The sequence below is a fragment of the Streptomyces sp. NPDC059567 genome (assembly GCF_042735655.1).
Classification (GTDB): domain Bacteria; phylum Actinomycetota; class Actinomycetes; order Streptomycetales; family Streptomycetaceae; genus Streptomyces.
In genome coordinates this window covers 57,729-80,208 of sequence record NZ_JBHWBS010000001.1, presented here as the reverse complement: position 1 = coordinate 80,208, position 22,480 = coordinate 57,729, and the positions used below count along the sequence as shown (strand labels likewise).

Genomic DNA, 22,480 nt, shown 5'->3' with positions numbered 1-22,480 from the left:
GCCGTAATCCGGGACGAGCTCTGGAGGGGTTTGGTGGAGCCCCACGACCGCCCTGGGCGGGCGGCCGCGGTATCGGGGGGGGCAGGGCGGCCCCCCACGGCCGGGGACCACGGCGGCCCGCCGTCGGCGGCGTCTGATCAACCTTCGGCCGGGATCCGGCCGCACCACCACGCCCGGGCAACCGCGGACCGGGTCCCGAGGTGAGGGGATTCGAGCCGGGTGATCCGCGGACGGGCGGGGTCAGGGGGTGGCGTCCTTCAGGGTCTGCCGTCACCGTGCCACGGCGGTCGGGGTGGGCGGCCGACCTCCAGCCAGACGACCTTGCCGCGTTCGCGCGGCTCCGAGCCCCAGTCCCCCGCCAGCCGGTCCAGGACCATCAGCCCGTGGCCGCCGGGCAGCGACGGCGCTCGGGGCTGTCGCCGCCTGGGGTGCTCCGGGTTCGCGTCGGAGACCTCGACCCGCAAGCCGTCCCGACGGTGGCGGAGGACGAGCTCCTCGGGCCCTCCCGCATGGAGGCAGGCGTTGGTGACCACCTCCGACACCAGGAGCAGCACGTCGTCGGCCCGCTCCCGCGCCTCGTCGTTCCCGGCCGGGAGCCAGCCCCAGTCGGCGAGGGCCTCCGCGGTGAAATCGCGGCAGCGCATCACCACGCCCTTGGTCCCGAACAGCACGAGCCTCCGGACCTGGCCTTCTTCCACGGCTTCCTCGCCCACCGCTCCCTCCGCGATCCGCCCGCCTAGCCGTCCGCCCGTCGATCCGTGAGCGCCTCGGCCACGTTCTCGTACACGCGGAAGACGGTCCGCGCTCCCGTGATCTCGAACATCCGGGCCACCGGCGGTCGCAGCCCGGCGAGCTCCAGACGGCCGCCGGCCTCCAGCGCGTGGAGGCGGGCCCGCAGCAGTACGTTCAGGCCGGTCGAGTCGCAGAACCGCAGCCCCTCACAGTCGACCAGGATCCGCACCGCTCCGTTTCGCCCCTCGAGCTCCCCGCGCAACGCGTCCGCGGTGTCGTGGTCGAGCTCCCCCGTCAGGGACAGCACCACGACTCCGGGCTGCGGCCCGGGCGCCGCCGTGACGGTGAACCGCTCCGACGCCATCGGGTCACCCGCCTCCCTCCGCTTCCGTACAGGGGCATCTACCCCACTCATGCCCCGGAACGCTCGTTTTGCCCCACCTGCCCACCCATCACTCGGTCACCGGGGGCGCTCACGCGCCATTCACGAGCCGGGCAGCCCTTCGAGCGCCTGCCGGGGCGCGGGGCTCACCTTGCCCACGTACCGCTCGGCCGCGTGGACCGCCTCGCGCGCCGTCCGCTCCCCCATCAGCACACACAGGGTGTAGGCCGTGTCCTCGAAGCGCCTGCGGACCGACAGGTCGCCCGGCCTGGCCAGGACCGCGCGTTCCTGAGCCCGGTAGTGCCGCAGCAGCCGATCGATCGTGTTTCTGTCGGGCAGCAACATCATGTCCTCCTGGCACACCCCCCTTCGCTCCGTTGCTCCATATTCGGGTCACTCCGTCACCCGCGCGACCCAACCGGCCACGATCCGTCACGACCCCATCCCGGCGTGCGCGCCCGCCTGGGATGGCGGAAGGTCGAAGTATGAAGGCGAGTGAGGGACTGAGGGTCGTCGTCACGGGCGCCACGGGCAATGTCGGGACGAGCCTGCTCCGGGCCCTGGAACGAGAGCCGCGGATCGCCTCCGTCCTCGGACTCGCCCGCCGCAGACCCGCGTTGACGCTGTCGAAGACCGAGTGGGCCGAGGTGGACCTGTCGATGGAGGGCGACGAACCGCGGCTCGCGCAGTACGTCGCGGACGCCGACGCGGTCGTCCATCTGGCCTGGCGCTTCCACCCGACCCACGACATGACCGAGACATGGCGGTCGAACGTCCTGGGCACGCTGCGGGTCCTCGACGCGGTGGCGGCGGCGCGGGTGCCCGTCCTGGTCCACGCCTCGTCGATCGGCGCCTACTCACCGGGCCCCGGAAACGGTGCCGCCGTCTCGGAGTCCTGGCCGACGCACGGCTGGCCCGGCGCCGCCTACACCCGTGAGAAGGCGTATCTGGAACGGGTCCTGGACACCTTCGAGCGCGATCACCCGACGACGCGGGTGGTGCGGATGCGGACCTGCTTCCTCTTCAAGGAGGAGTCGGCCAGCGAGCAGCGCCGGATCTTCGCGGGCCGCTACTTCCCGGGCGCGCTGATGCGCCCGGATCTGCTGCCGCTCCTTCCCGAGCTGAAGGGGCTGCGCTTCCAGGCGCTGCACACCGACGACGCGGCCGACGCCTACTGCCGGGCGCTGGTACGTGACGTCCGCGGCGCCTTCAACGTGGCGGCGGATCCGGCGATCGACACCGCGGCCCTCGCCTCCCTCCTCGACGCCCGGGCGATCAAGGTGCCGAACGCGGCGGTACGCGGCGTGCTCTCGACGGCCTGGAAACTGCGGGTGGCCCCCGCGTCCCCCGACCTCTTCGACGCCGTGCTGCGTCTGCCGCTGCTCGCCACGGAGCGCGCCCGCCGGGAGCTCGAGTGGGCGCCGTCCATGACCCCCATCGAGGCCTTCGGCGGCTTCCTGCGGGGCGTACGCGCCGGTAGCGGGGACGCGACGGCTCCGCTCGCCGGCCGCCGCTTCGGCTGACGGGCGCTCCCTCCCACGCGGCCCGCCGCATGGGAGGGAGCGATTCGGGTAGCCGCGCTGCGTCCCGCCCCCGGCCTCGCCGACGAGACCCTCCCGAGAGACGAGCACACCATGGTTTCCCTCGCCGATCCGGCCGCGGCCGTTCCGCTCCAGGAGGGCCGTACCGTGCGACTGCTCGGACTCGCGCTCCGGTTCACCGGCCCCGGCGACATCTCACTGCCCGTACCCCCGTCGGGGGCGGCGCAGGAGCCGTTCACGGTGAAGGAGGGCGCGGAGTTCCGCGCCGTCGTGCGCTTCCGGGTCGAGGGTCCGTCGGTGACCGGCCTGAAGGTGGTCGACCAGCGGAGCAAGGACGGCGCAGAGCTCGGTGGGGCCGATGTGGCGCTCGGGGACTTCCGGCACGGCGGGCCCTACGACCTGGAGCTCCCGCCGGAGCGGGTCCCGAGCGGGCCGCGGGCGCGCGGGGTCTACGAGGTGGTCGCCTCGCTGGTCGACGGGGACGGCCGGGTGCTCGACCGGCGCGACTATCGTTTCGAGGTCAAGAAGGACTGGGAACCACCCTTCGTCTGACGGTTCCGGCGTCCCCCTCGTCCCGCCTCAGACGCGGTACGCCCGCCAGTCCACGATGCTCATGGCGGCGCCCGCCGCCTCCTGGCCCCGGCAGTGGGCGCGATGACGGCTCGCGATGCCGTCGAGGTCGAGGTGGCGCCCGAACTCGGGCCGCGCGGCGAGGCGTTGGGCGTAGGCCCAGAGCGCGGGATGGTCCGCGACACGGTCCATGGCGCCGGCGTCCAGGTGCCAGCGGTGCACGGTGTCCAGTTGGAGGAGCGTCACCCAGACATGCACGTCGGCGGCGGTGATCTCGTCGCCGAGCACGTACGCCTGCCGCTCCAGCCTCCGTTCGAGCCGACCGAGCGCGGCGAGGAGCACGGAGAGCGGGTCGCGGTGCGCGGCCAGGTCGTCGAGGCCCAGCTCGCCGGCGCGCTGCGCGGCGCGGTTGACGCTGCGCTCGCACAGGTCGCCGATCGCCGCGATCTCGGACTCGCGCCCGGCCGGGAGCAGTTCGGGGCCGGCGCCGCGGAACCGCAGCGCGAGGTCGCGCAGGATGTCGGGGACATGGGTGGTGACGATCCGGCCGGTCCAGCCGTCGCTGAGCACGGGGGCGACGGCGGGCCCGGCGTACTGATGGGCACTGGCCTCGTACAGCGGGCGCAGCGTGGCGTAGCCGCCGCCGGGTGTGTCGGGGGTGGCGGGCAGCAGGGTCAGGGGGAGCGTGTCCTGGAGTCCGAGCAGGCTGTGGGTGGCGGCGACGCGCAGACAGCTGGGGCAGGACAGCGCGAGATGCAGCCGGTAGCGGTGCGGAACGGCGTAGTGACCGCTGCGTACGTCGCAGCCGATCCGGCCACGGAAGACGGGCGTGACGACGGAGGGGATGACGGACATGATTCTCCCTGGGGGTGCTCGGTGCTGGGTCACGGCGGCGCGCCATCGACACGCGCGCGGAGGCAGCAGAGATACGGGAAGGAGGAGAACGGGGCGCTGCGGTAGGGGGCCGCGGGCTCAGGGCGCGGAGGGGGTGGTGGCGCCGGCGCACCCGAGGCGCACACGACTCGCCGCACTGCACACGCGCAGGAGATCGATGTGGCGGCGCGAGGTCAGGGGCAGGGAGCGGGGCAGCAGGACGGTGCGAGCCGCGTCCCTTCCCGCCGTGAGCCCCATGGTTCCCTACCTGTTCGCTCGGATTCCCGTCCTCGAGTGTCGAGGTGGCCACGGCCCACGTCAAGGGTGCGGACGACCCCGGGACCCGCGCTCGCGAGCGTACGAATCCGGTCACCGCGGTGGGGAATAATGCGGGTCATGCGCATCTCAGCCAGGGCCGACTACGCGGTGCGTGCCGCACTTCAGCTCGCCGCCGCCCAGGACGCGGGTCCGTTGAAGGCGGAGGCGATCGCGGAGGTCCAGGACATCTCCCACAAGTTCCTCGAGGGGATCCTCGGCGACATGCGCCGTGGCGGTCTGGTGCTGAGCCAGCGGGGAGGGAACGGCGGGTACTGGCTGGCCAGGCCGGCCGACTCGATCTCCATCGCGGACGTGATCCGCTGCGTGGACGGCCCGCTGGTGTCCGTACGCGGGGTGCGCCCTCCGGAGCTCTCGTACACGGGCCCGGCCGAGTCGCTGCTCACGCTGTGGATCGCGCTGCGGGCGAATGTGCGCCAGGTGCTGGACGAGGTGTCGCTGGCGGACGTGGCCGCGGCGAAGCTGCCCGCGGGGATCTCCGAGCTGGCGGAGGACCCGGAGGCATGGACCAACCCCTGACCTGCGCCTGATCGGCGACTACCCGCGCACCGGTCTCGATGGACGAGACGTGCTTGTCCACCATGCGAACGCCCCTTGGGCCCCTCGTCACCCCTCTGCCAATATCCCTACTATTCCAGTGGGAATACTAGGGATCATATGAGGTGACGTGAGAACGCCGAAGAAGTCAGCGATACGGCCCACCTCCGGACCGGTCGACCGCCCGGCCGACGACGCGATCTGGCCCCGCGTCACCCGGGAACTCGCCGACGACCTCGCGGTCGACGCGCCCGCCAGGGACCGGGCCGGCAAACCCCCCTTCGACGAGGTGGCCAGGCTCAGGGAAGCCGGACTGCCCGCGCTGCTCACCCCACCCGGGCCGAGCCGCCGCGGCGCCGACTGGCGGGCCGCATGCGCGGTGATCCGCGAGATCTCGGCGGCGGACAGCTCGATCGGCGAACTCCTCGCCCATCACTACGTGCTCTCCTGGACCGCGCGCTTCCTGTCGGGAGGCGCTGCGGCTTCGAACGCCCCCGATACCCTGGAGAACCGCACGACACAGGAGCGATGGCTGCTCGCCGGCGGCATCGAACCCTCCCGAAGCATCGGCCAACCCGAGCCGACCCTCACGCCGGTCGACGGTGGTTACGTTCTCGAAGGGCGCAGGTCGTTCGCCTCCGGCGTCGCCGTCGCCGACCGGCTGATCGTGGGGGCGCGGTGTACGGGGACGAGTGAGGTCATGGTCGCGCTGGTGGATCCCGTGGATCCCGCGGTGTTCATCGAGGCCGGTACCGAGAGAGTCGGCCAACGCCTCGTCGGCGCCGGAACCGTGACCTTCGATCAGGTCCGGGTGAACTCCCGGGACATCCTGGGCGCGCTCCCCGGCGACGAGCATGCCGTGGCCCCCTTCACGGCACTGGCCCCGCTCGCCCTGCGGCTCCTCCTGGTCCATGTCGGCCTCGGAATCGCCGAAGGAGCGCTCGCGGAGGCCCGGGACATCAGCCGCGCCACCCAGGCCGCACCACCGCCGACCGACGGGTACCCGCTGAGCGAAGGGGAGGACCCGTATCTCCTCCTGGCGTACGGAGAGTTGGCCACGGCCGCGCACACCGCGGCGGCGGTCGTCGAGCGAGCCACGGACGCGCTGGCGCACGGGCTGCTGGCGGAGCGGTCGCTCGGCGTCGAGGAACGGGCCGACATCGCCGTGCTGGTCGCCGCGGCCGAGGCGGTGACCAGCCGATCCGCGGTCCAGATCACCACGCGGATCCTCGAACTCGTCTCCGGCGCCACGGGCGGCGGACCGGACTTCGATCGCTTCTGGCGCAACGCCCGTGCCCTCACGGCGAGTTCGTCCGCATCCCACCGCCTGCGCGACATCGGCGACCACTACCTCAACGGCACCCACCCACGGCTCACCCTGCGAGCGTGAGCCGCGGACCCCAGAGCGGCGGTTCGTACCGACCGCACAACGGCGGCTGCCCGTCCTCGACGGCCTGGCCTCCGTCGCGTCATTCCGCCGTCGCCCGCGCCGGGGGCGTCCTGCTACTCAGAGGCAGGTGAGTGCGAGCGCTCTGCCCCGGCGTCGAGGCGGCCGGGACGCTGGGGCCATGCATCGCAGTCCGCCCTGGCCGGCTCCGTCGCACGGCGCGGACGACGGGCCGGCCCGAGGCCGACCGGCGCCTGGCACCGTCAGCCGTCGAAGCGGCGGCGCGCGGCCTCGATGTTGCCGAGGTGCCGGTGGGTCCAGTCACACAGTCCGTCGATCGTCACGCGCAGGGCACGGCCCGGCTCGGTCAGGGCGTAATCGACCCGCGGCGGCACGGTGGGGTAGACGGTCCGGTCGACCAGCCCGTTGCGCTCCAACATGCGCAGGTTCTGGGTGAGCATCTTGTGGCTGATGCCCTCGATCTCGTTCCGCAGCTCGCTGAAGCGCAGGGTGCGCTCACCGAGGAACTCGATGATCAGGAGCGCCCACTTGTTGGCGACGTCCGAGAAGATCTCCCGCGCCAAGGAGTCGGCGCGCATCAGGTCCGCGTCCTCGGGCGAGCCCCTGAACTGCTTGGTCACCATACGGTTCCCCAGTCACTGAAAAGTGCGTTCTTCCATGTCAGCGACCACTCTCCTACGGTTCCTGAGTAACCACAAGAGACCACGGGAGTCGTGGTTCCGTGGAAGAGAGCCTTCGGGCTCCCTCGACGAGGAGGCGGACAACATGGCCATCACCCTGGTGAACCCCAGCGGACTGCCCACGATCGACGTGTACCGGCAGGTGTCGATCGCGACCGGATCGAAGCTCGTCTTCATCGCCGGGCAGGTCGCCTGGGACGCCGATGGAACGACGATCGGCGAAGGCGACCTGGCCGCTCAGGTCGAGCAGTGCTACGTCAACATCGCCACCGCCCTGGCCGAGGCCGGCGGCACCTTCGACGACGTGGCGAAGCTGACCGTCTACGTCGTCGACTGGACCCCCGACAAGATGCCCCTCCTGCTGGAGGGGATCACCCGGGCGACGGCGAAGAAGGGCGTCGCCCCCGTCCCGCCGGCCACGCTGCTGGGCGTGGCGGCGCTGGACGTACCGGACCACCTCGTCGAGATCGAGGCCACCGCGGTCATCGACTGAACCGGTGCCGGAGGCCGCGTGGCGCGGCCGACCGTCTCTCCCGGGCATCCGGCCCCTCACCCTGACGACGGCTCAGCATCCGGCGGTGCAACCACCCGATGAGCGGAGGCGGCGGCTCCGGGACCGACGTACCGTCATGGCGGGACGTCCGGCCCTCTCGTCGAGCGGTCGGCGGTCCCACGCTGGACGGGACAGGGGCCGGTCGACGGGCCGGGCCCGTCACCGAGGGACGGAGTCACCCGATGAGTCGAGAGATCGTCGCAGGAGTGGACGGTTCGCCGGAGAGTCTCGCGGCGGCCGACTGGGCCGCCCGCGAGGCGCGACGACGGCGCCTGCCCTTGCGTCTGGTCCACGCCTGGCGGTGGGAGCCTCTGGAGATCCCGCTCGAACAGGACCGGCCGAGCCAGGAGCGGACGGCCGACGACGTCCTGCGGAAGGCGGAGTCGACGATCGCCGAGCGCCATCCCGGTCTCCCCCTCACCGCCGAAGTGCTGCAGGACACCCCGGTCGCCGCGCTGCTGAGCACCGAGGAGCGGGCGGAGATGCTCGTCATCGGCTCGCGCGGGTACGGCGCGGTGGCCGGCTTCCTGCTCGGCTCCTACGGTCAGCAGATCATCGCGGGCGCCCACCGGCCGGTGGTGGCGGTGCGTTCCCGGGACGGCGCGGGCGGCGGCGACCCCGAGGGCGGGGTGGTCGTCGTCGGTCAGCTCGGCTCGGCGGACGACGGCGCGCCGGCGCTGGGCTTCGCGTTCGAGACGGCGGCGGCCAGGGGTGCGTCCGTCCGCGCGGTACGGGCGTGGAGCCTGCCGCCGCTCTACGCGTACAGCCCGACGTCCTCGGCACTGGCACGTGCCGACGAGGCCGGCGGCCTGGTCCCGTACGAGGAGCAGGCGTTGCGCGAGGCGCTGGCGCCCTGGCGGGAGCGGTTCCCCGAGGTGCGGGTCACCGAACACGTGGAGATCGGCAGCGCGGGACAGGTACTGCTCGGCTCCTCGGGCGACGCCCGGCTCCTGGTGGTCGGACGTCGGGCACGGCGCGGGGTGATCGGGTCCCGGATCGGTTCGGTCGCCCATGCGGCCCTCCACCTGGCGCCGTGCCCGGTGGTGGTCGTACCGCACGAGTGAGTGGGGGTATACGGCGTTGACGAGGTGTGTCGACGCGTGGGGGGCCGGAAAGGGTTATGTCCGTCGCCCCGGCGGCTCTCCCTTGCGCCGGACGGTCCGGTGGACTCGGAGAAGAGAGCGGAGCCCATGCAGCACCACCACGAACACAGCCCCGACGACCGGCGGACGCACGGCGGCGGCAGGCACCGCAGAGGACGGGTGACGGGACGCCGCGCGCGCCGCGCGCCGTCGTTCCGTACCGCCGTGACCGTCGCGGGTACGGCGACGGCCGTCCTCACCGTGGCGGCGGGAGCGTACGTCGCGTCCCTGGGCTCGCCCGAGGGTGCGGGCACCCGTCCGGACACGGTCGCCCTGTCGCGGGTGGCGCCCCTGGCCGAGGGGTCCGTGCCGTCGGCCGCCCCTTCGGCCGCGCCCCCGGAACAGACCCCGCCCGCCGTGCCGTCCGCTCCGCGGGTCGCCCCGTCCTCCTCCCCGTCTCGGGCCGTGCCCGCGTCGGCCTCGGCGTCGGCCTCCGCGGCGACGCCCACGCCCGCCGCCGCCCGGCCGACACCGGCGCGAGCGAGGGCGGCGGTGCCCGGCCGGGTCGAAGCGGTGGCGTCCGTCGTCGGGAAGGTGGACCAGTACGTCGACCAGGTCGTGTCGCTGGCCAACGCCGAGCGCGAGAAGGCGGGTTGTTCGCCGCTCCGCTCCGACAGCCGGCTGCGGAGCGCGGCCCAGGCGCATGCGGACGACATGGCGGAACGCGACTACTACGAGCACACCAGCCCCGAGGGGCGGGACGCGGGCGACCGGATCACGGCCGCCGGGTACGCGTGGTCGAGCTGGGCCGAGAACATCCACCGCGGCCCGAAGAGCCCCACGGCGGCGATGGAGGACTGGATGAACAGCGACGGACACCGGCGCAACATCCTCAACTGCTCGTTCAAGGACATCGGTGTCGGGGTGAAGCTGACCTCCAACGGGCCTTGGTGGGTGCAGAACTTCGGCACCGGCCGCTGACCGGGTCCGCGCCCCGGCGCGGTGCGGGTTCAGGAGGCGGGCGCCGCCAGCTTCTGCACCCACACCGTGCCGTCGGGGCCGGACACGGCGGCGACGCCGGAGTGCTTGTAGCGGCAGTTGAGCATGTTCTCCTGGTGCATCGCGCCGTCCATCCAACCGTCCAAGACGTCGGACGGGTCGGATCCCCCGCGTGCCAGGTTCTCGGCCCAGGCGGACCAGGCGTAGCCGGCCGAGGAGATCCGCGCGTCGGCGAACTCGCCCTCGGGGCTGCTGTGCGCGTAGTAGCCGCGCCGGACCATGTCCCGGGCGTAGTCCCGGGCGGCCTCGGTGAGTCGGGGGTCCTGCCGGAGCGGCGCGCACCCCGCCTCCGCGCGGCGCTGGTTGACGAGTCGGGTCAGCCGCTCCTCGACGGTCGGGGGCGGGGTCGGCCTGGGGGTGGGCGTGGCGGAGGTCGGACGCGGCGAGGGTACGGCCGTCGACCGCTGTACGGCACTCGGCGACGGGGGCGGTGCCGCGGCGGGCGCAGCAGGTGCGGGCCGGCGGGCCTCGGGCTCCGACGGTACGAGCAGGATGAGCCCCCCGAGGACGCCGACGGCGACCACCCCGGCGACGACGGACCGGCGTATGCCGGACCCACCGCGGCCCGCTGCGTGCGCGGGGCCCGAGGACCCCATGTCGCCGAAGCCGCCACCTCCGTCGCCGGGCACCGGCCCGAGCCCGTCACCACTGGTCCCCGCCCCGGTCTCGTCCGCCGGGTACGGCCCCGGTCCGGCCCCGTCGCCGCCGGGTCCCGGCTCGGAGCCCGGGTGGGACCCCGGCCCGAGCCCGCCACCACCGGGCACGGCCCCCGGATCCGTCGGCGCTCCCCCGTGGGGCGCCAGGTCGGGTCCCGGACCGGCCTGCCCCGCGCCCCTGTCGCCCCCCGCGCCGGCGTCCGGGGAGTGACCCGCCCAGGCGGCCGTCTCCATGTCGGGCCGTGTCGCCGCCCAGGCCAGCAGTGGTGGCACCAGGCCGAGGCCGACCAGGAGGCCCTCGGCGGGGGCCAGGCCCGAGCGGGTGCGGCCGCAGGTGGCGCAGGTCGTCACATGGCGGGCTATGCGTTTGCGCCAGATCGGTGCCGGGTGTCCGTCCCAGCCGGCGGTCACACCGAGCAGTTCCGCGCAGGGAGGCCGTGTGGCGAGGGCACGGACGACGGCCCGGCCGGTCTCCAGCCGCTCCTTCATGCGCTGGACGCGGACCGCCGCATGCGCCGGGGGGACGGCCAGGGCGTCGGCGAGCTCCGCACGGCTCAGTTCGCCGCCGGCCTCCAGCCACCACAGGGCGAGGAGTTCGCGGTCGCTCTCGTCGAGCCAGCGGGTGGCCTCGGCGACCTCGCGCCGCTGCCCGGAGAGGCCGAGTCGCAGAATGGTGAGGTCGACGAAGTCTCCGCCGGGATCGGCGAGCTCGGCGGCCCGGTCGAGGCCGGGCACGGGCCCGGTCTGCCGCTCGCGCCAGCGCCGGCGGATCTGGTTCATCGCGATCGCGACGAGCCAGGACCGGAAGCGTTCGGGGTCGCGCAGCCCGGGGAGGCCGTCCAGGGCCCGGAACATCGTCTCCTGCACGACGTCGTCGACATCGGCGTGCCCGTCGAGCGCGCGGCCGACGATGTTGTAGACGAGCGGAAGGTACGCGCGTATCAGCCGCTCACCGGCGTGGGGGTCTCCGGCCACGGCCGCGTCCACCAGTGCGGCCGTGCCGCGCTCGTCGCTGTGCATCCTGCCTGCTCCCTCGTGCCTGGGTCTGTCCGTCCCCGTGGTGAGGAGACCCCCGGGCGCGGGTGGGATAACACTTCGCGCCGATGTTTATGCCGGTGGATGCGGAAGATACGGCACGGTGGCCGCGTTCCCCGCCCGTACGGCTTCGACCGCGGCCTCGTGGAGGTCGCGGCTCTCCAGCTCGCTGGCGCACGGCACAGGACTGCCCGACATCGTGAACCAGTCGGACGCGCCGCTGTACTGCACGGCCACGCGTGCTTCGCCATCTGCCCAGGTGGTGTGCACGGTCAGGTCGCCCGTGACCGCACCGACTTCCTCGGTGAGCACGCCACCGCGCCCGGTGTAGACGCCGGGGGTCGTCCATGATGCCCAGCTCATCCATCCAGGTTCACACCCGGATGCCACATCCGCCACCGACGGGACCGCCCCGTCCGCGGGACCTCTCGCCACCGACGGGACCGCCCCGGCCGAAGGAACTCCGGCCGGGGCGGAACAGCTGTCGCGCCGGGATCAGGCGAGGGACGCGATGGCCTCGTTGAAGGTGGCGGACGGGCGCATCACGGCCGCGGCCTTGGCCGGGTCGGGCTGGTAGTAGCCGCCGATCTCGGCCGGGGAGCCCTGGACCGCGTTGAGCTCGGAGACGATCGTCTCCTCCTGCTCGGTCAGGGTCTTGGCGAGGCCGGCGAAGGCCTCCGCGAGCTGCGCGTCGTCGGTCTGCTTGGCCAGCTCCTGGGCCCAGTAGAGGGCCAGGTAGAAGTGGCTGCCGCGGTTGTCGATACCACCGACGCGACGGGTCGGCGACTTGTCCTCGTTGAGGAAGGTGCCGGTGGCGCGGTCGAGGGTGTCGGCGAGGACCTGGGCGCGGGCGTTGCTCGTGGTGGTCGCCAGGTGCTCGAAGCTGGCGGCCAGGGCGAAGAACTCGCCGAGGGAGTCCCAGCGGAGGTAGTTCTCCTTGACGAGCTGCTGGACGTGCTTCGGGGCGGAGCCGCCGGCGCCCGTCTCGAACAGGCCACCGCCGGCCATCAGCGGGACGACCGAGAGCATCTTGGCGCTGGTGCCCAGCTCCAGGATCGGGAAGAGGTCGGTCAGGTAGTCACGCAGCACGTTGCCGGTGACGGAGATGGTGTCCTCGCCGCGGCGGATGCGCTCCAGGGAGAACGTCGTGGCGTCGACCGGGGCGAGGATCTTGATCTCCAGGCCCTCGGTGTCGTGCTCCGGCAGGTACTGCTCGACCTTGGCGATCAGCTGGGCGTCGTGCGCGCGGGTCTCGTCCAGCCAGAAGACGGCCGGGGCGCCGGTGGCGCGGGCGCGGGTGACGGCGAGCTTGACCCAGTCCTGGATGGGCAGGTCCTTGGTCTGGCAGGCGCGGAAGATGTCGCCCTCGGCGACCTCCTGCTCCAGGACGACGTTGCCGGCGGCGTCGACGAGGCGGACGGTGCCGGCCGCGGCGATCTCGAAGGTCTTGTCGTGGGAGCCGTACTCCTCGGCCTTCTGCGCCATCAGACCGACGTTGGGTACGGAGCCCATGGTCGACGGGTCGAAGGCGCCGTGGGCGCGGCAGTCGTCGATGACGGCCTGGTAGACACCGGAGTAGCTGCTGTCCGGGAGGACGGCGAGGGTGTCGGCCTCCTGGCCGTCCGGGCCCCACATGTGGCCGGAGGTGCGGATCATGGCCGGCATCGAGGCGTCGACGATGACGTCGGACGGCACGTGCAGGTTGGTGATGCCCTTGTCGGAGTCGACCATGGCGAGGGCCGGGCCCTCGGCGAGCTCGGCGTCGAAGGACGCCTTGATCTCGGCGCCGTTCGGGAGGGCGGCCAGGCCGTTGAGGATCCCGCCGAGGCCGTCGTTCGGGGAGAGGCCGGCGGCGGCGAGCGCCGCACCGTGGGCGGCGAAGGTCTTCGGGAAGAAGGCGCGGACCACGTGGCCGAAGACGATCGGGTCGGAGACCTTCATCATCGTGGCCTTGAGGTGCACGGAGAACAGGACGTCCTCGGCCTTGGCGCGGGCGATCTGCTCACCGAGGAAGGTGCGCAGCGCGGCGACGCGCATGACGGAGGCGTCGACGACCTCACCGGCGAGGACGGGGACCGACTCGCGCAGGACGGTGGTGGTGCCGTCGGCGGCGACGTGCTCGATGCGCAGCGTGCCGGCCTCGGAGACGGTCGCGGACTTCTCGGTGGAGCGGAAGTCGTTCTGTCCCATGGTGGCGACGTTGGTCTTCGAGTCCGAGGACCAGGCACCCATGCGGTGCGGGTGCGTCTTGGCGTAGTTCTTGACCGAGCCGGGGGCGCGGCGGTCGGAGTTGCCCTCGCGCAGGACCGGGTTGACGGCGCTGCCCTTGACCTTGTCGTAGCGGGCGCGGACGTCCTTGTCCTCGTCGGTCTGCGGGTCGTCCGGGTAGTCCGGGAGGGCGTAGCCCTGCGCCTGGAGCTCGGCGATCGCGGCCTTCAGCTGCGGGATGGACGCCGAGATGTTCGGCAGCTTGATGATGTTGGCGCCGGGCGTCTTGGCCAGCGCGCCGAGCTCGGCGAGCGCGTCGTCGATGCGCTGACCCTCGTCGAGACGCTCGGGGAAGCCGGCGATGATGCGTCCCGCCAGGGAGATGTCACGGGTCTCGACATTGACCCCGGCCGTCGAGGCGTAGGCCTGGATCACGGGCAGGAACGAGTACGTCGCCAGGGCGGGCGCCTCGTCAGTGTGGGTGTAGATGATGGTCGAGTCAGTCACCGGGTGTGCTCCGCTCCACGTCTGCGTCTGCGAGATTGCTCGACATCAAGATATCTCGTGATCCGCCTCGGTGGGAAAGGGCCCTGCCTCCTCCGCGGGAACGATGGTGCCGGTGAGGCGGTACGGAGTGGGGACGGCGTCCAGGTCGACATGGCGCAGCAGGGCGAGCAGCACCAGCGTGGCCGCGGCGCTCGCACCGGCGGCGAGGCCGTGTCCGGCCTGGTAGGCGACGTGGGGGAGGTTCGGGTCGGTGGCTTCCAGGACGAACATGGAGTCGACGAGGAGGACCATGCCGGCACCGAGCCCGCCGACCGCGGCGATGCCGAAGGGGACGATCACGAAGACGGTGCGCAGCGGGAAGCGGCGCGAGCGCGCGGGGCCCACCTTGCCGCGGCGGGCGAGGAGCGCGACGAGCCCGCAGGCCACGGCGAGGACGAGCAGGTCGGCGCCGATCGTGTCGCTGGGCCGGTGCCATCCGGCGGCCACGGTGTACGCGCCCACGGCCGTCGCCCACAGGGCGCACAGGCCCACGGCGAGGCCGCGCACCCGGTACGGGACGACGAGGGCGAGGCCGAACATCACGCTCATCGCGACCGTCGTGTGTCCGCTCGGGAAGCTGTTGTGCGTGAGGTGCGCGGGCGCGTGGGCCAGGTCCGGGCGGGCGAGGACGTAGGCCTTGAGCACCTCGGCCAGGAAGAGGGAGACGCCGACGGTGCCGAGTGCGGCGAGTGTCAGCGCGTACCGTCGGCGCAGCATCCCGATGACGGTCAGGACGAGCATGGCGACGGCGAGGGAGTAGACCGTGATGTGCTGCAGGGTGCGGTTCGCCTCGTGGGCGGCGGCCAGCGTCTCGTCGGTGAGCCGGCCGGTGAGCACGGCGTTCTCCCAGCGCTGGCCGGTGGCGGTCAGCACGAGGCCGGCGTAGACGACCGCGAGCAGCAGGACCGCGGCGAGGCAGGCGCGCTGCATCCTTTTGCGTACCCGGGCGCTGAAGGAGTCGGCCGCTTCACCGGCGATGTTGGCGTACCACCAGGTGCCGGTCTCCAGCGACTGCGTTCTGCCGTCGGTACGGAGCCTGTCGTAGGGAGCCATGCTCCGATTCGAACCCGGCGGGGTCCGGTGCGCCTGTTGTGCGCACCCGAACGAATCGCCGAGCGGTCGTTCCGGGCTCCGCGGGCCGGCGGCCCGGTCCGCACGGCACGGGCCCCGATCAGGACGCCCGTGATCCCCTCGATCATGATCGGACTCCCCCGGACGTCGACGGGGTCATGCCTCGGCGGAACGTCCCGACATCGAACGATCGTGTTTGCGCGTGCCGAACAGGGTGAACGCCGTGTTCACCACCCCAGATCGCCCGCCCGATGCATCCCGAACGGGACCGGGGCCGTCCCGGCCTGCGGACGTCAGGACGAGCCGCGGACGACCAGCTCCGTCGGCAGGACCCGGTGGTGCCGCTCCTCCGACGCTCCCGCGATCTCCTGGAGCAGCAGCCGGGCCATCGTGCGCCCCATCTCCTCGATCGGCTGGCGCACGCTGGTCAGGGGCGGGTCCATGTGGCGGGCCACCGCCGAGTCGTCGACGCCGACCAGGGCCACGTCCTGCGGGACCCGGCGCCCCGACGCGCGCAGGACCGCGCGGGCGCCCGCCGCCATGACGTCGGAGGCGGCGAAGACGGCGTCGAGGTCGGGGCTGCGCTCCAGCAGCTCGTGCATGGCCCGCCGTCCGCCGTCCTCGGTGAAGTCGCCGGTCGCCACGAGGGATTCGTCGGGGGCGAGCCCGGCCTCCGCGAGTCCCCGGTGGTAGCCGTCGAGGCGGCACCGGGCCACGTACATGTCGAGCGGGCCCGTGATGGTCGCGATGCGGCGGCGGCCGCCGTCGGCGAGGTGGGCGACGGCCGAGCGCCCGGCGCCGACGTTGTCGGAGTCGACGTACGCCACCGGCTCGGCCTCGGTACGGCGACCATTCAGCACCGCCGGAAGCCCGAGCGCGCGCACCTGGTCCGGCAGCGGGTCGTCGGCGTGGACCGACACCAGCAGCACGCCGTCCACCCGCTGGGCGGCGAGGTACTGCTCGAAGCGCTGGCGCTCCTTGTCGCTGCGGATGAGCGTGAGCAGCAGCTGCTTGTCGGCGTCGGCGAGTTCGGCGCTGACTCCGCGGATGATGTCGAGGAAGTACGGCTCGGCGAAGAGCCTGGCCTCGGTCTCGGGGATCACCAGCGCCACGGCGTCGGTGCGGCTGCCGGCCAGCGCCCGCGCGGCGCGGTTGGGTACGTAGCCGAGCTCGGCGACGGCCCGGTCGACGGCGGCCTTGGCGTGCTCGCTCACCCGCGGGGAGCCGTTGATCACCCGCGAGACCGTGCCCCGGCCGACGCCCGCCCTGGCCGCGACCTCCTCCAGGGTGGGCCTGCCGGTCTGGCGCCCGCTCACCACCATCTGCCGTCTCCCCTCGTATCCCCTGCGTTCCCCGTGACCCTATCAAGAGTGGGAGCGCTCCCACAGCCTGCGTAACGGATCCCGACCCACCTCTTGACACCCGTGCGAGCCAGCCAGCAGTCTTCCGGCGAGACGCAGTGGGAGCGCTCCCACGTGCCCACATGCCACGCATCGCACCACCCGGACGAGGAGAGTCGTATGCGCACTTCCAGCACCAGACGCACCGGAGAGGGGCGTCGGCGCACCACCATGGCCGCGGTCGCGGGCCTCACGGCCTGCGCCGCCCTGATCACCGGGTGCGGCGACGGTGGATCCGACGAGGCCGGCGGCGACGGGAAGATCACCCTGCGCATCGGGACCTTCGGCTCCTTCGGCTACGACGACAAGACCGGCGCCAAGCTCTACGCCGAGTACGAGAAGGCGCATCCGAACATCAAGATCGTCGAGTCCAATGTCGCCGACGGCCAGAAGTACTGGGACACCCTCAAGCTGCGCCTCTCCCGCAACAGCGGCCTCGCCGACATCCAGGCCCTCGAAGTCGGCTACATCGCGGAGGCCACCGGGCCCGCCATGGCCGACAAGTGGGTCGATCTGAGCAAGAGCGGAGGGGCCGACCTCGACGCCTTCCTCGACTGGAAGGTCAATCAGGCCACCACCTCCGACGGCAAGGTCATCGGCCTCGGTACCGACATCGGCCCGATGGCCATCTGCTACGACAAGGACCTGTTCGCCAAGGCCAAGCTGCCGACCGACCGGGCGGCGGTCGGCGCGCTGTGGCAGGGCGACTGGGCCAAGTTCCTGGAGACGGGGAAGAACTACCAGAAGAACGCCCCGGCGGGAACGTCCTTCCACGACTCCGCGAGCGGTCTGTTCAACGCGGTCATCTCCAGCGAGCCGGTGCAGTACGCGAACACCAAGGGCGAGTTGGACTACGAGAACAGCCCCGGGGTGAAGAAGGCGTGGGAGACCGCCGTCGCGGCGGCGCAGGGCGGGATCACCGCCAAGCTCCGCCAGTTCGACGAGAAGGGCACCTGGAACGCCGCCTTCAAGAACTCCAGGTTCGCGACGGTCGCCTGCCCTAGCTGGATGACCGGCATCATCAAGGACCAGGCGGGCGCGGCAAACCAGGGCAAGTGGGACATCGCCGCACCGCCCGTGGCGGGCAACTGGGGCGGCGCGTTCCTCGGCGTCCCCAAGTCGGGCAAGCACGCCAAGGAGGCCGCCGAACTGGCCGCCTGGCTGACCGCACCGGCGCAGCACGCCAAGGTCTTCGGCGTGAACGGCAACATCCCCTCGACCAAGCACACCCTGACCTCCGCGGTCGTGCAGGACGCCAAGCTGCCGTACTTCGGCGAGGCCCCGGTCGGGAAGATCTACTCCGACGCCGCGGCCGGCATCACGCCCGCCCCGATCAGCCGCTGGGACGGCCAGGTGAAGACCTTCATCACCGACAACGGCATCCTCGACATCGAACAGCGCGGCACCGACCCCGCGAAGGCGTGGGAGAACGTCAAGAAGCTCATCGAGGACAAGATCGAGCAGTAGTGGCGCCCACGAGCCGCCGGCGCTCCCCCGCCGGGCGGCCGTCCCGGCCCTCCTGCGGCTCCCCCGCCCGGCGGCCGTCCGGCCCTCCGGCCCTCCTCCTCCGAACGCACCGCACGCGCACCGACACCGAAGGGACGCCCCTCGTGGCCACCTCCCTCCGGGCCGCGGCCGACGGCACCCCGCCGCCCGCCCCGCCCTCCTCCCCCACCCACCCGAGCGCCCCTCCGCCTCCCCGCAGTCGGCGCAGCCGGCTCTACCGGTGGGACCTGCGGCTCAGCCCGTACGCCTTCGTCTCCCCCTTCTTCCTCACCTTCGCGGCCTTCGGGCTCTTCCCGCTGCTCTACACGGGCTGGCTCTCGCTCCACCGGGTCGAGCTCGGCGGCGACGCGGAGTGGAAGGGGCTGGACAACTACGCCAACCTCGCGGACAGCGAGTTCTTCTGGAACGCGCTCGCCAACACCTTCACCATCGGGGTCATCTCGACCGTCCCCCAGCTGCTCATGGCCCTGGGCCTGGCACATCTGCTCAACTACAAGCTGCGCGGCCGCGGCTTCTTCCGGGTCGCGGTGCTCGCCCCGTACGCCACCTCGATCGCGGCGGCGACCCTCGTCTTCGCCCAGCTCTTCAACACCGACTACGGTCTGATCAACACGGTGCTCGGCTGGGCCGGCTTCGACCCGGTGGACTGGGAGTCCTCCAAGTGGCCCTCGCAGATCGCCATTTCGACGATCGTGATCTGGCGCTGGACCGGATACAACGCACTGATCTACCTCGCAGCGATGCAGGCGGTGCCCCAGGACCTCTACGAGGCGGCGGCGCTCGACGGGGCCTCGCGGTGGCGGCAGTTCGTCAGCGTCACCATCCCGTCGATCCGCCCGACGATCCTGTTCACGGTCATCGTGTCCACCATCGGAGCCACGCAGCTCTTCGGTGAGCCGATGATCTTCGGCGGCAGTCTCGGTGTGAGCGGCGGCAGCGGCAACCAGTTCCAGACGCTGAGTCTGCTGATGTACGAGAAGGGCTGGGTGACCGGCGCTCTGGGGCAGGCGTCCGCCATCGCCTGGGTGATGCTCCTGCTCCTGCTGCTGATCGGAGCGGTCCGGATCCTCTTCACCCGGGCGAACCACAAGAAGCCGGGGGTCTGACCTCATGACGCACACCACCCTCGACAGGAAGCGGCGCTTCGGGCGCCCGGCCGCCGGCCGCCAGCACCACGCCGGCCCGCTGACCTACGTCCTGCTGGGCCTGGCAGCCCTGGTCTCGCTCTTCCCCCTGTACTGGAACCTCGTAGCCGCTTCCCACTCGGGCGAGCGCGTGGTCGAGGCTCCGGCGCCGCTGCTGCCCGGCCCCCGCCTCTTCGACAACCTCACCTTCGCCTGGAACCAGGTCGACATGGGCGAGGCACTGATCAACACCACCGTCGTCGCGGGCCTCGTGGCGATGTCCACGGTCCTCTTCTCCACCCTGGCCGGCTTCGCCTTCGCCAAGCTGCCCTTCAAGGGCCGGGGCGCCATGCTCACCCTCCTGGTGGCGACGATGACGATCCCGCCGCAGCTCAGCGTGATCCCGCTGTACCGGATCATCACCGACCTGGGCTGGGTCGACCAGCTCCAGTCGGTCGTCCTGCCGTCCCTGGTCGCCGCGTTCGGCGTGTTCTTCATGCGGCAGTACCTGATCGAGGCGCTCCCGGTGGAGCTGGTCGAGGCGGCACGCATGGACGGCGCCCACAGCCTGCGGGTCATCTGGCACGTGGTGTTCCCGGTGGCCAGGCCGGCGATGGCGGTGCTCGGGATGCTCGTCTTCGTCCAGGCGTGGAACGACTTCTTCTGGCCGTTCATCGCGCTGACACCGGACGGGAACCCGACGCTGCAGGTCGCCCTGGCCGGCCTGGGCGCGGGCAACCACACCGTCGACCAGGCGGTCGTGCTGACCGGCGCGCTGATATCCACCCTGCCGCTGCTGCTGGTCTTCGCCGTGCTCGGCAAGCACATCGTCGGCGGCATCACCTCGGGCGCCGTCAAGAGCTGACCGGGCCACTCCCCTCACCGGGCCACTCCCTACACCGGGCCACTCCCCTCACCGGCGCGCCCCCTTTTCCGTACGTACACTCCTCTCACTCGGGAGCACTTCCGCATGACCGCGACAGATCCCCGACCTCGCACCTCGACCCGCCGGTTTCCGGCCGGATTCCTGTGGGGCACCGCCACCGCCGCGTACCAGATCGAGGGCGCGGCGGCCGAGGACGGCCGTACCCCGTCGATCTGGGACACCTTCTCGCGCACCCCCGGCAAGGTCTTCGAGGGCCACACCGGCGATGTGGCGGTCGACCACTACCACCGCTTCCGTGACGACGTACGGATGATGGCGGACCTGGGCCTGAGCGCCTACCGCTTCTCCGTGGCATGGCCGCGGGTCCAGCCGACCGGCCGCGGCCCGGCCGTCCAGAAGGGCCTGGACTTCTACCGCCGCCTCGTCGACGAGCTGCTCGGTGCCGGCATCGAGCCGGTCGTCACCCTCTACCACTGGGACCTGCCGCAGGATCTCGAGGCGGCCGGCGGCTGGCCGGAGCGGGCCACCGCCGAGCGGTTCGGGGCGTACGCGGCACTGGTCGGCGAGGCGCTGGGCGACCGGGTCACGCGCTGGACGACGCTCAACGAGCCCTGGTGCACCGCCTTCCTCGGCTACGGCTCCGGGGTCCACGCGCCCGGCCGCACCGACGCGGTGGCCGCTCTGCGCGCCGCCCACCATCTCAACCTGGCCCACGGCCTGGCCGCCCAGGCCCTGCAGGCGGCGTTGCTCGGCCGGGCCCGGCTCTCCATCAGCCTCAATCTGCACGAGATCCGACCGCTCACCGCCTCCGCCGAGGACCGGGAGGCGGCCCGCCGGATCGACGCGGTCGGGAACCGGGTCTTCCTGGGGCCGTTGCTCGACGGCGCGTACCCCGAGGACCTGTTCGCCGACACCGCCTCCCTCACCGACTGGGGCTTCGTACGGGACGGCGACACGGCCACGATCCGGCAGCCGCTGGACTCGCTCGGCATCAACTACTACACGCCGACGGTCGTGTCGGCGGTCACCGAGGGGGCGGAGAAGCCACAGGACGACGGACACGGGGCGAGCGACCACTCGCCCTGGCCGGGCGGCGACGACATCGCCTTCCACCGCGCGCCGGGCGAGCGCACGGCGATGGACTGGGCGGTGGATCCGAGCGGGCTGTACGACCTGCTGACCCGGGTCTCCGCGCGGTACCCGGACCTCCCGCTGCTCGTCACCGAGAACGGCGCCGCGTTCGAGGACGAGGTCGGGGCCGACGGCACGGTCCACGACCCCGACCGGATCGCCTATGTGCACGGCCATCTGGCGGCCGTGCACCGGGCGATCGCCGACGGGGCCGACGTCCGGGGCTACTTCCTCTGGTCGCTCATGGACAACTTCGAGTGGGCGTACGGCTACGCGAAGCGGTTCGGCGCGATCCACGTCGACTACGAGTCGCTCGCCCGCACCCCCAAGTCGAGTGCGCACTGGTACGCGCGGGTGGCCCGGTCCAACGAGCTGGCGGACCCGACGGAGGAGTGAGTCGGGCACCCACACCGCGACATCGCCGCTGGTCAGCGGGGTACGACGTGCGTGCGGCACCCGCCCGGCGTAACGTCGCCGGTGGATCTCGGATACCCCGACGGCACCGGGAGGCTGTGTGCGCGACTCCACGCACGACGACGAGGCGGCCGCCCCGTCCCGCGGCCACCGGCGCATTCGCATCGCGGTGACGGCGGTCGGGGTGGTCCTCGTCGCCGCGGGTGGGCTGTACGCCGCGGGGCTCGTCGCCACCGGCGACGAGATATCCGAGGGCACCCGGGTCGACGGCGTGGACATCGGCGGCATGAGCCGCGCGGAGGCTCGGGCGAAGCTGACGTCCTCGCCTCCGGCGTCCTGGACCGCCCCCGTACCGGTACGGATAGGGGAGAGCACCGGCACCGTCGAACCGGCCGCGGCCGGCCTGAGCGTCGACGTCGGGAAGACCGTCGAGAAGGCCGCGGACCCCGCGCGTGACCCGGTGACCGTGATCGGGCGGCTGTTCTCCTCCCAGGAGCGGGACATCGAACCCGTCGTCGCCTTCGACGAGACCAAGGCCCGGACCACGATGGCGGAGACCGCCCGGACCCACGACCGCGCGACCGTGGAGGGCTCCGTCACCTTCAAGGAGGGCCAGGCGGTCACCGTCCAGGCCCGCGACGGTCAGAAGCTGGACGTCGAGGGGGCCGTCGGCCGCCGGGGCGGCCCCGAGCCCGAGCCCGCGGCGGCGCCCCCGCGCTCACGAGCGCCCGCCCGGACCCGCCCCCCCGG

22 protein-coding genes are annotated in these 22,480 nt (G+C 72.4%); 12 read left to right on the top strand and 10 right to left on the bottom strand.

Going from position 1 to position 22,480, the window contains the following annotated elements:
- Positions 1-257: 257 nt before the first annotated feature.
- The 3 genes from ACFVZW_RS00310 to ACFVZW_RS00300 all read right to left on the bottom strand — a co-directional run bounded on the left by ACFVZW_RS00310 (position 258) and on the right by ACFVZW_RS00300 (position 1,459).
- A complete protein-coding gene (locus tag ACFVZW_RS00310; RefSeq protein ID WP_384514472.1) occupies positions 258-713 on the bottom strand; it encodes an ATP-binding protein in 456 nt (151 codons plus the stop codon).
- A 23-nt stretch (positions 714-736) separates the two neighbouring features.
- Positions 737-1,096: an STAS domain-containing protein gene (locus tag ACFVZW_RS00305; RefSeq protein WP_384514469.1), complete on the bottom strand. Its 360-nt coding sequence runs from the start codon at positions 1,094-1,096 to the stop codon at positions 737-739.
- A gap of 120 nt (positions 1,097-1,216) precedes the next feature.
- The gene (locus ACFVZW_RS00300; RefSeq protein WP_384514466.1) at positions 1,217-1,459 is read right to left on the bottom strand and encodes a DUF5133 domain-containing protein; all 243 of its coding nucleotides are present in this window, start codon (positions 1,457-1,459) and stop codon (positions 1,217-1,219) included.
- Between the two features lie 140 nt (positions 1,460-1,599).
- Between ACFVZW_RS00300 and ACFVZW_RS00295 the strand changes: the two genes are divergently transcribed.
- Both ACFVZW_RS00295 and ACFVZW_RS00290 read left to right on the top strand, forming a co-directional pair.
- Entirely contained in the window at positions 1,600-2,637 is a 1,038-nt protein-coding gene (locus ACFVZW_RS00295; protein ID WP_384514463.1) for an NAD-dependent epimerase/dehydratase family protein, read from the top strand.
- Positions 2,638-2,679: 42 nt separating this feature from the next.
- Positions 2,680-3,207, top strand: coding sequence for a hypothetical protein (locus tag ACFVZW_RS00290; RefSeq protein ID WP_384515021.1), 528 nt, complete (start codon positions 2,680-2,682; stop codon positions 3,205-3,207).
- Between the two features lie 27 nt (positions 3,208-3,234).
- On the opposite strand, the gene ACFVZW_RS00285 is transcribed toward ACFVZW_RS00290, so the two are convergent.
- Positions 3,235-4,080: a glutathione S-transferase C-terminal domain-containing protein gene (locus ACFVZW_RS00285; protein WP_384514460.1), complete on the bottom strand. Its 846-nt coding sequence runs from the start codon at positions 4,078-4,080 to the stop codon at positions 3,235-3,237.
- Positions 4,081-4,494: 414 nt separating this feature from the next.
- On the opposite strand from ACFVZW_RS00285, the gene ACFVZW_RS00280 reads away from it, so the two are divergent.
- Entirely contained in the window at positions 4,495-4,953 is a 459-nt protein-coding gene (locus ACFVZW_RS00280) for an RrF2 family transcriptional regulator (protein ID WP_384514457.1), read from the top strand.
- Positions 4,954-5,101: 148 nt separating this feature from the next.
- Positions 5,102-6,361: an acyl-CoA dehydrogenase gene (locus tag ACFVZW_RS00275; protein ID WP_384514454.1), complete on the top strand. Its 1,260-nt coding sequence runs from the start codon at positions 5,102-5,104 to the stop codon at positions 6,359-6,361.
- Positions 6,362-6,621: 260 nt separating this feature from the next.
- On the opposite strand, the gene ACFVZW_RS00270 is transcribed toward ACFVZW_RS00275, so the two are convergent.
- A complete protein-coding gene (locus ACFVZW_RS00270; RefSeq protein WP_384514451.1) occupies positions 6,622-7,002 on the bottom strand; it encodes a winged helix-turn-helix transcriptional regulator in 381 nt (126 codons plus the stop codon).
- A 142-nt stretch (positions 7,003-7,144) separates the two neighbouring features.
- Here ACFVZW_RS00270 and ACFVZW_RS00265 point away from each other — a divergent pair, with 142 nt between their 5' ends.
- From ACFVZW_RS00265 to ACFVZW_RS00255, 3 genes are all read left to right on the top strand, one after another.
- Entirely contained in the window at positions 7,145-7,552 is a 408-nt protein-coding gene (locus ACFVZW_RS00265; RefSeq protein ID WP_384514448.1) for a RidA family protein, read from the top strand.
- Between the two features lie 242 nt (positions 7,553-7,794).
- Entirely contained in the window at positions 7,795-8,676 is an 882-nt protein-coding gene (locus ACFVZW_RS00260; RefSeq protein WP_384514445.1) for a universal stress protein, read from the top strand.
- Positions 8,677-8,802: 126 nt separating this feature from the next.
- The gene (locus tag ACFVZW_RS00255) at positions 8,803-9,675 is read left to right on the top strand and encodes a CAP domain-containing protein (RefSeq protein ID WP_384514442.1); all 873 of its coding nucleotides are present in this window, start codon (positions 8,803-8,805) and stop codon (positions 9,673-9,675) included.
- Between the two features lie 29 nt (positions 9,676-9,704).
- On the opposite strand, the gene ACFVZW_RS00250 is transcribed toward ACFVZW_RS00255, so the two are convergent.
- The 5 genes from ACFVZW_RS00250 to ACFVZW_RS00230 form a co-directional block, all read right to left on the bottom strand.
- On the bottom strand, positions 9,705-11,429 hold the full coding sequence (locus ACFVZW_RS00250; protein WP_384514440.1) for a sigma-70 family RNA polymerase sigma factor: 1,725 nt from the start codon (positions 11,427-11,429) through the stop codon (positions 9,705-9,707).
- Between the two features lie 87 nt (positions 11,430-11,516).
- Positions 11,517-11,807 (bottom strand): hypothetical protein, encoded by a 291-nt coding sequence (locus ACFVZW_RS00245; RefSeq protein ID WP_384514437.1) that lies wholly within the window; start codon positions 11,805-11,807, stop codon positions 11,517-11,519.
- A gap of 132 nt (positions 11,808-11,939) precedes the next feature.
- Positions 11,940-14,159 carry an NADP-dependent isocitrate dehydrogenase gene (locus ACFVZW_RS00240; RefSeq protein WP_384514434.1) on the bottom strand — a complete coding sequence of 740 codons (2,220 nt, stop codon included), beginning with the start codon at positions 14,157-14,159 and terminating at the stop codon, positions 11,940-11,942.
- Positions 14,160-14,204: 45 nt separating this feature from the next.
- Positions 14,205-15,251, bottom strand: a complete 1,047-nt coding sequence (locus tag ACFVZW_RS00235; protein WP_384514431.1) for a phosphatase PAP2 family protein — start codon at positions 15,249-15,251, stop codon at positions 14,205-14,207.
- 311 nt (positions 15,252-15,562) lie between these two features.
- Positions 15,563-16,591 (bottom strand): LacI family DNA-binding transcriptional regulator, encoded by a 1,029-nt coding sequence (locus tag ACFVZW_RS00230; protein ID WP_384514428.1) that lies wholly within the window; start codon positions 16,589-16,591, stop codon positions 15,563-15,565.
- Between the two features lie 198 nt (positions 16,592-16,789).
- Here ACFVZW_RS00230 and ACFVZW_RS00225 point away from each other — a divergent pair, with 198 nt between their 5' ends.
- The 5 genes from ACFVZW_RS00225 to ACFVZW_RS00205 form a co-directional block, all read left to right on the top strand.
- Positions 16,790-18,136 (top strand): ABC transporter substrate-binding protein, encoded by a 1,347-nt coding sequence (locus ACFVZW_RS00225; protein ID WP_384514425.1) that lies wholly within the window; start codon positions 16,790-16,792, stop codon positions 18,134-18,136.
- A gap of 143 nt (positions 18,137-18,279) precedes the next feature.
- A complete protein-coding gene (locus ACFVZW_RS00220; protein WP_384514422.1) occupies positions 18,280-19,281 on the top strand; it encodes a carbohydrate ABC transporter permease in 1,002 nt (333 codons plus the stop codon).
- 4 nt (positions 19,282-19,285) lie between these two features.
- Complete coding sequence (locus ACFVZW_RS00215; RefSeq protein WP_384514419.1) at positions 19,286-20,164, top strand: carbohydrate ABC transporter permease; 879 nt, start codon at positions 19,286-19,288, stop codon at positions 20,162-20,164.
- Positions 20,165-20,269: 105 nt separating this feature from the next.
- On the top strand, positions 20,270-21,712 hold the full coding sequence (locus tag ACFVZW_RS00210) for a GH1 family beta-glucosidase (RefSeq protein WP_384514416.1): 1,443 nt from the start codon (positions 20,270-20,272) through the stop codon (positions 21,710-21,712).
- Between the two features lie 118 nt (positions 21,713-21,830).
- Positions 21,831-22,480, top strand: a 650-nt coding sequence (locus ACFVZW_RS00205; protein ID WP_384514413.1) for a peptidoglycan binding domain-containing protein, incomplete at its 3' end; no start/stop codon positions are given.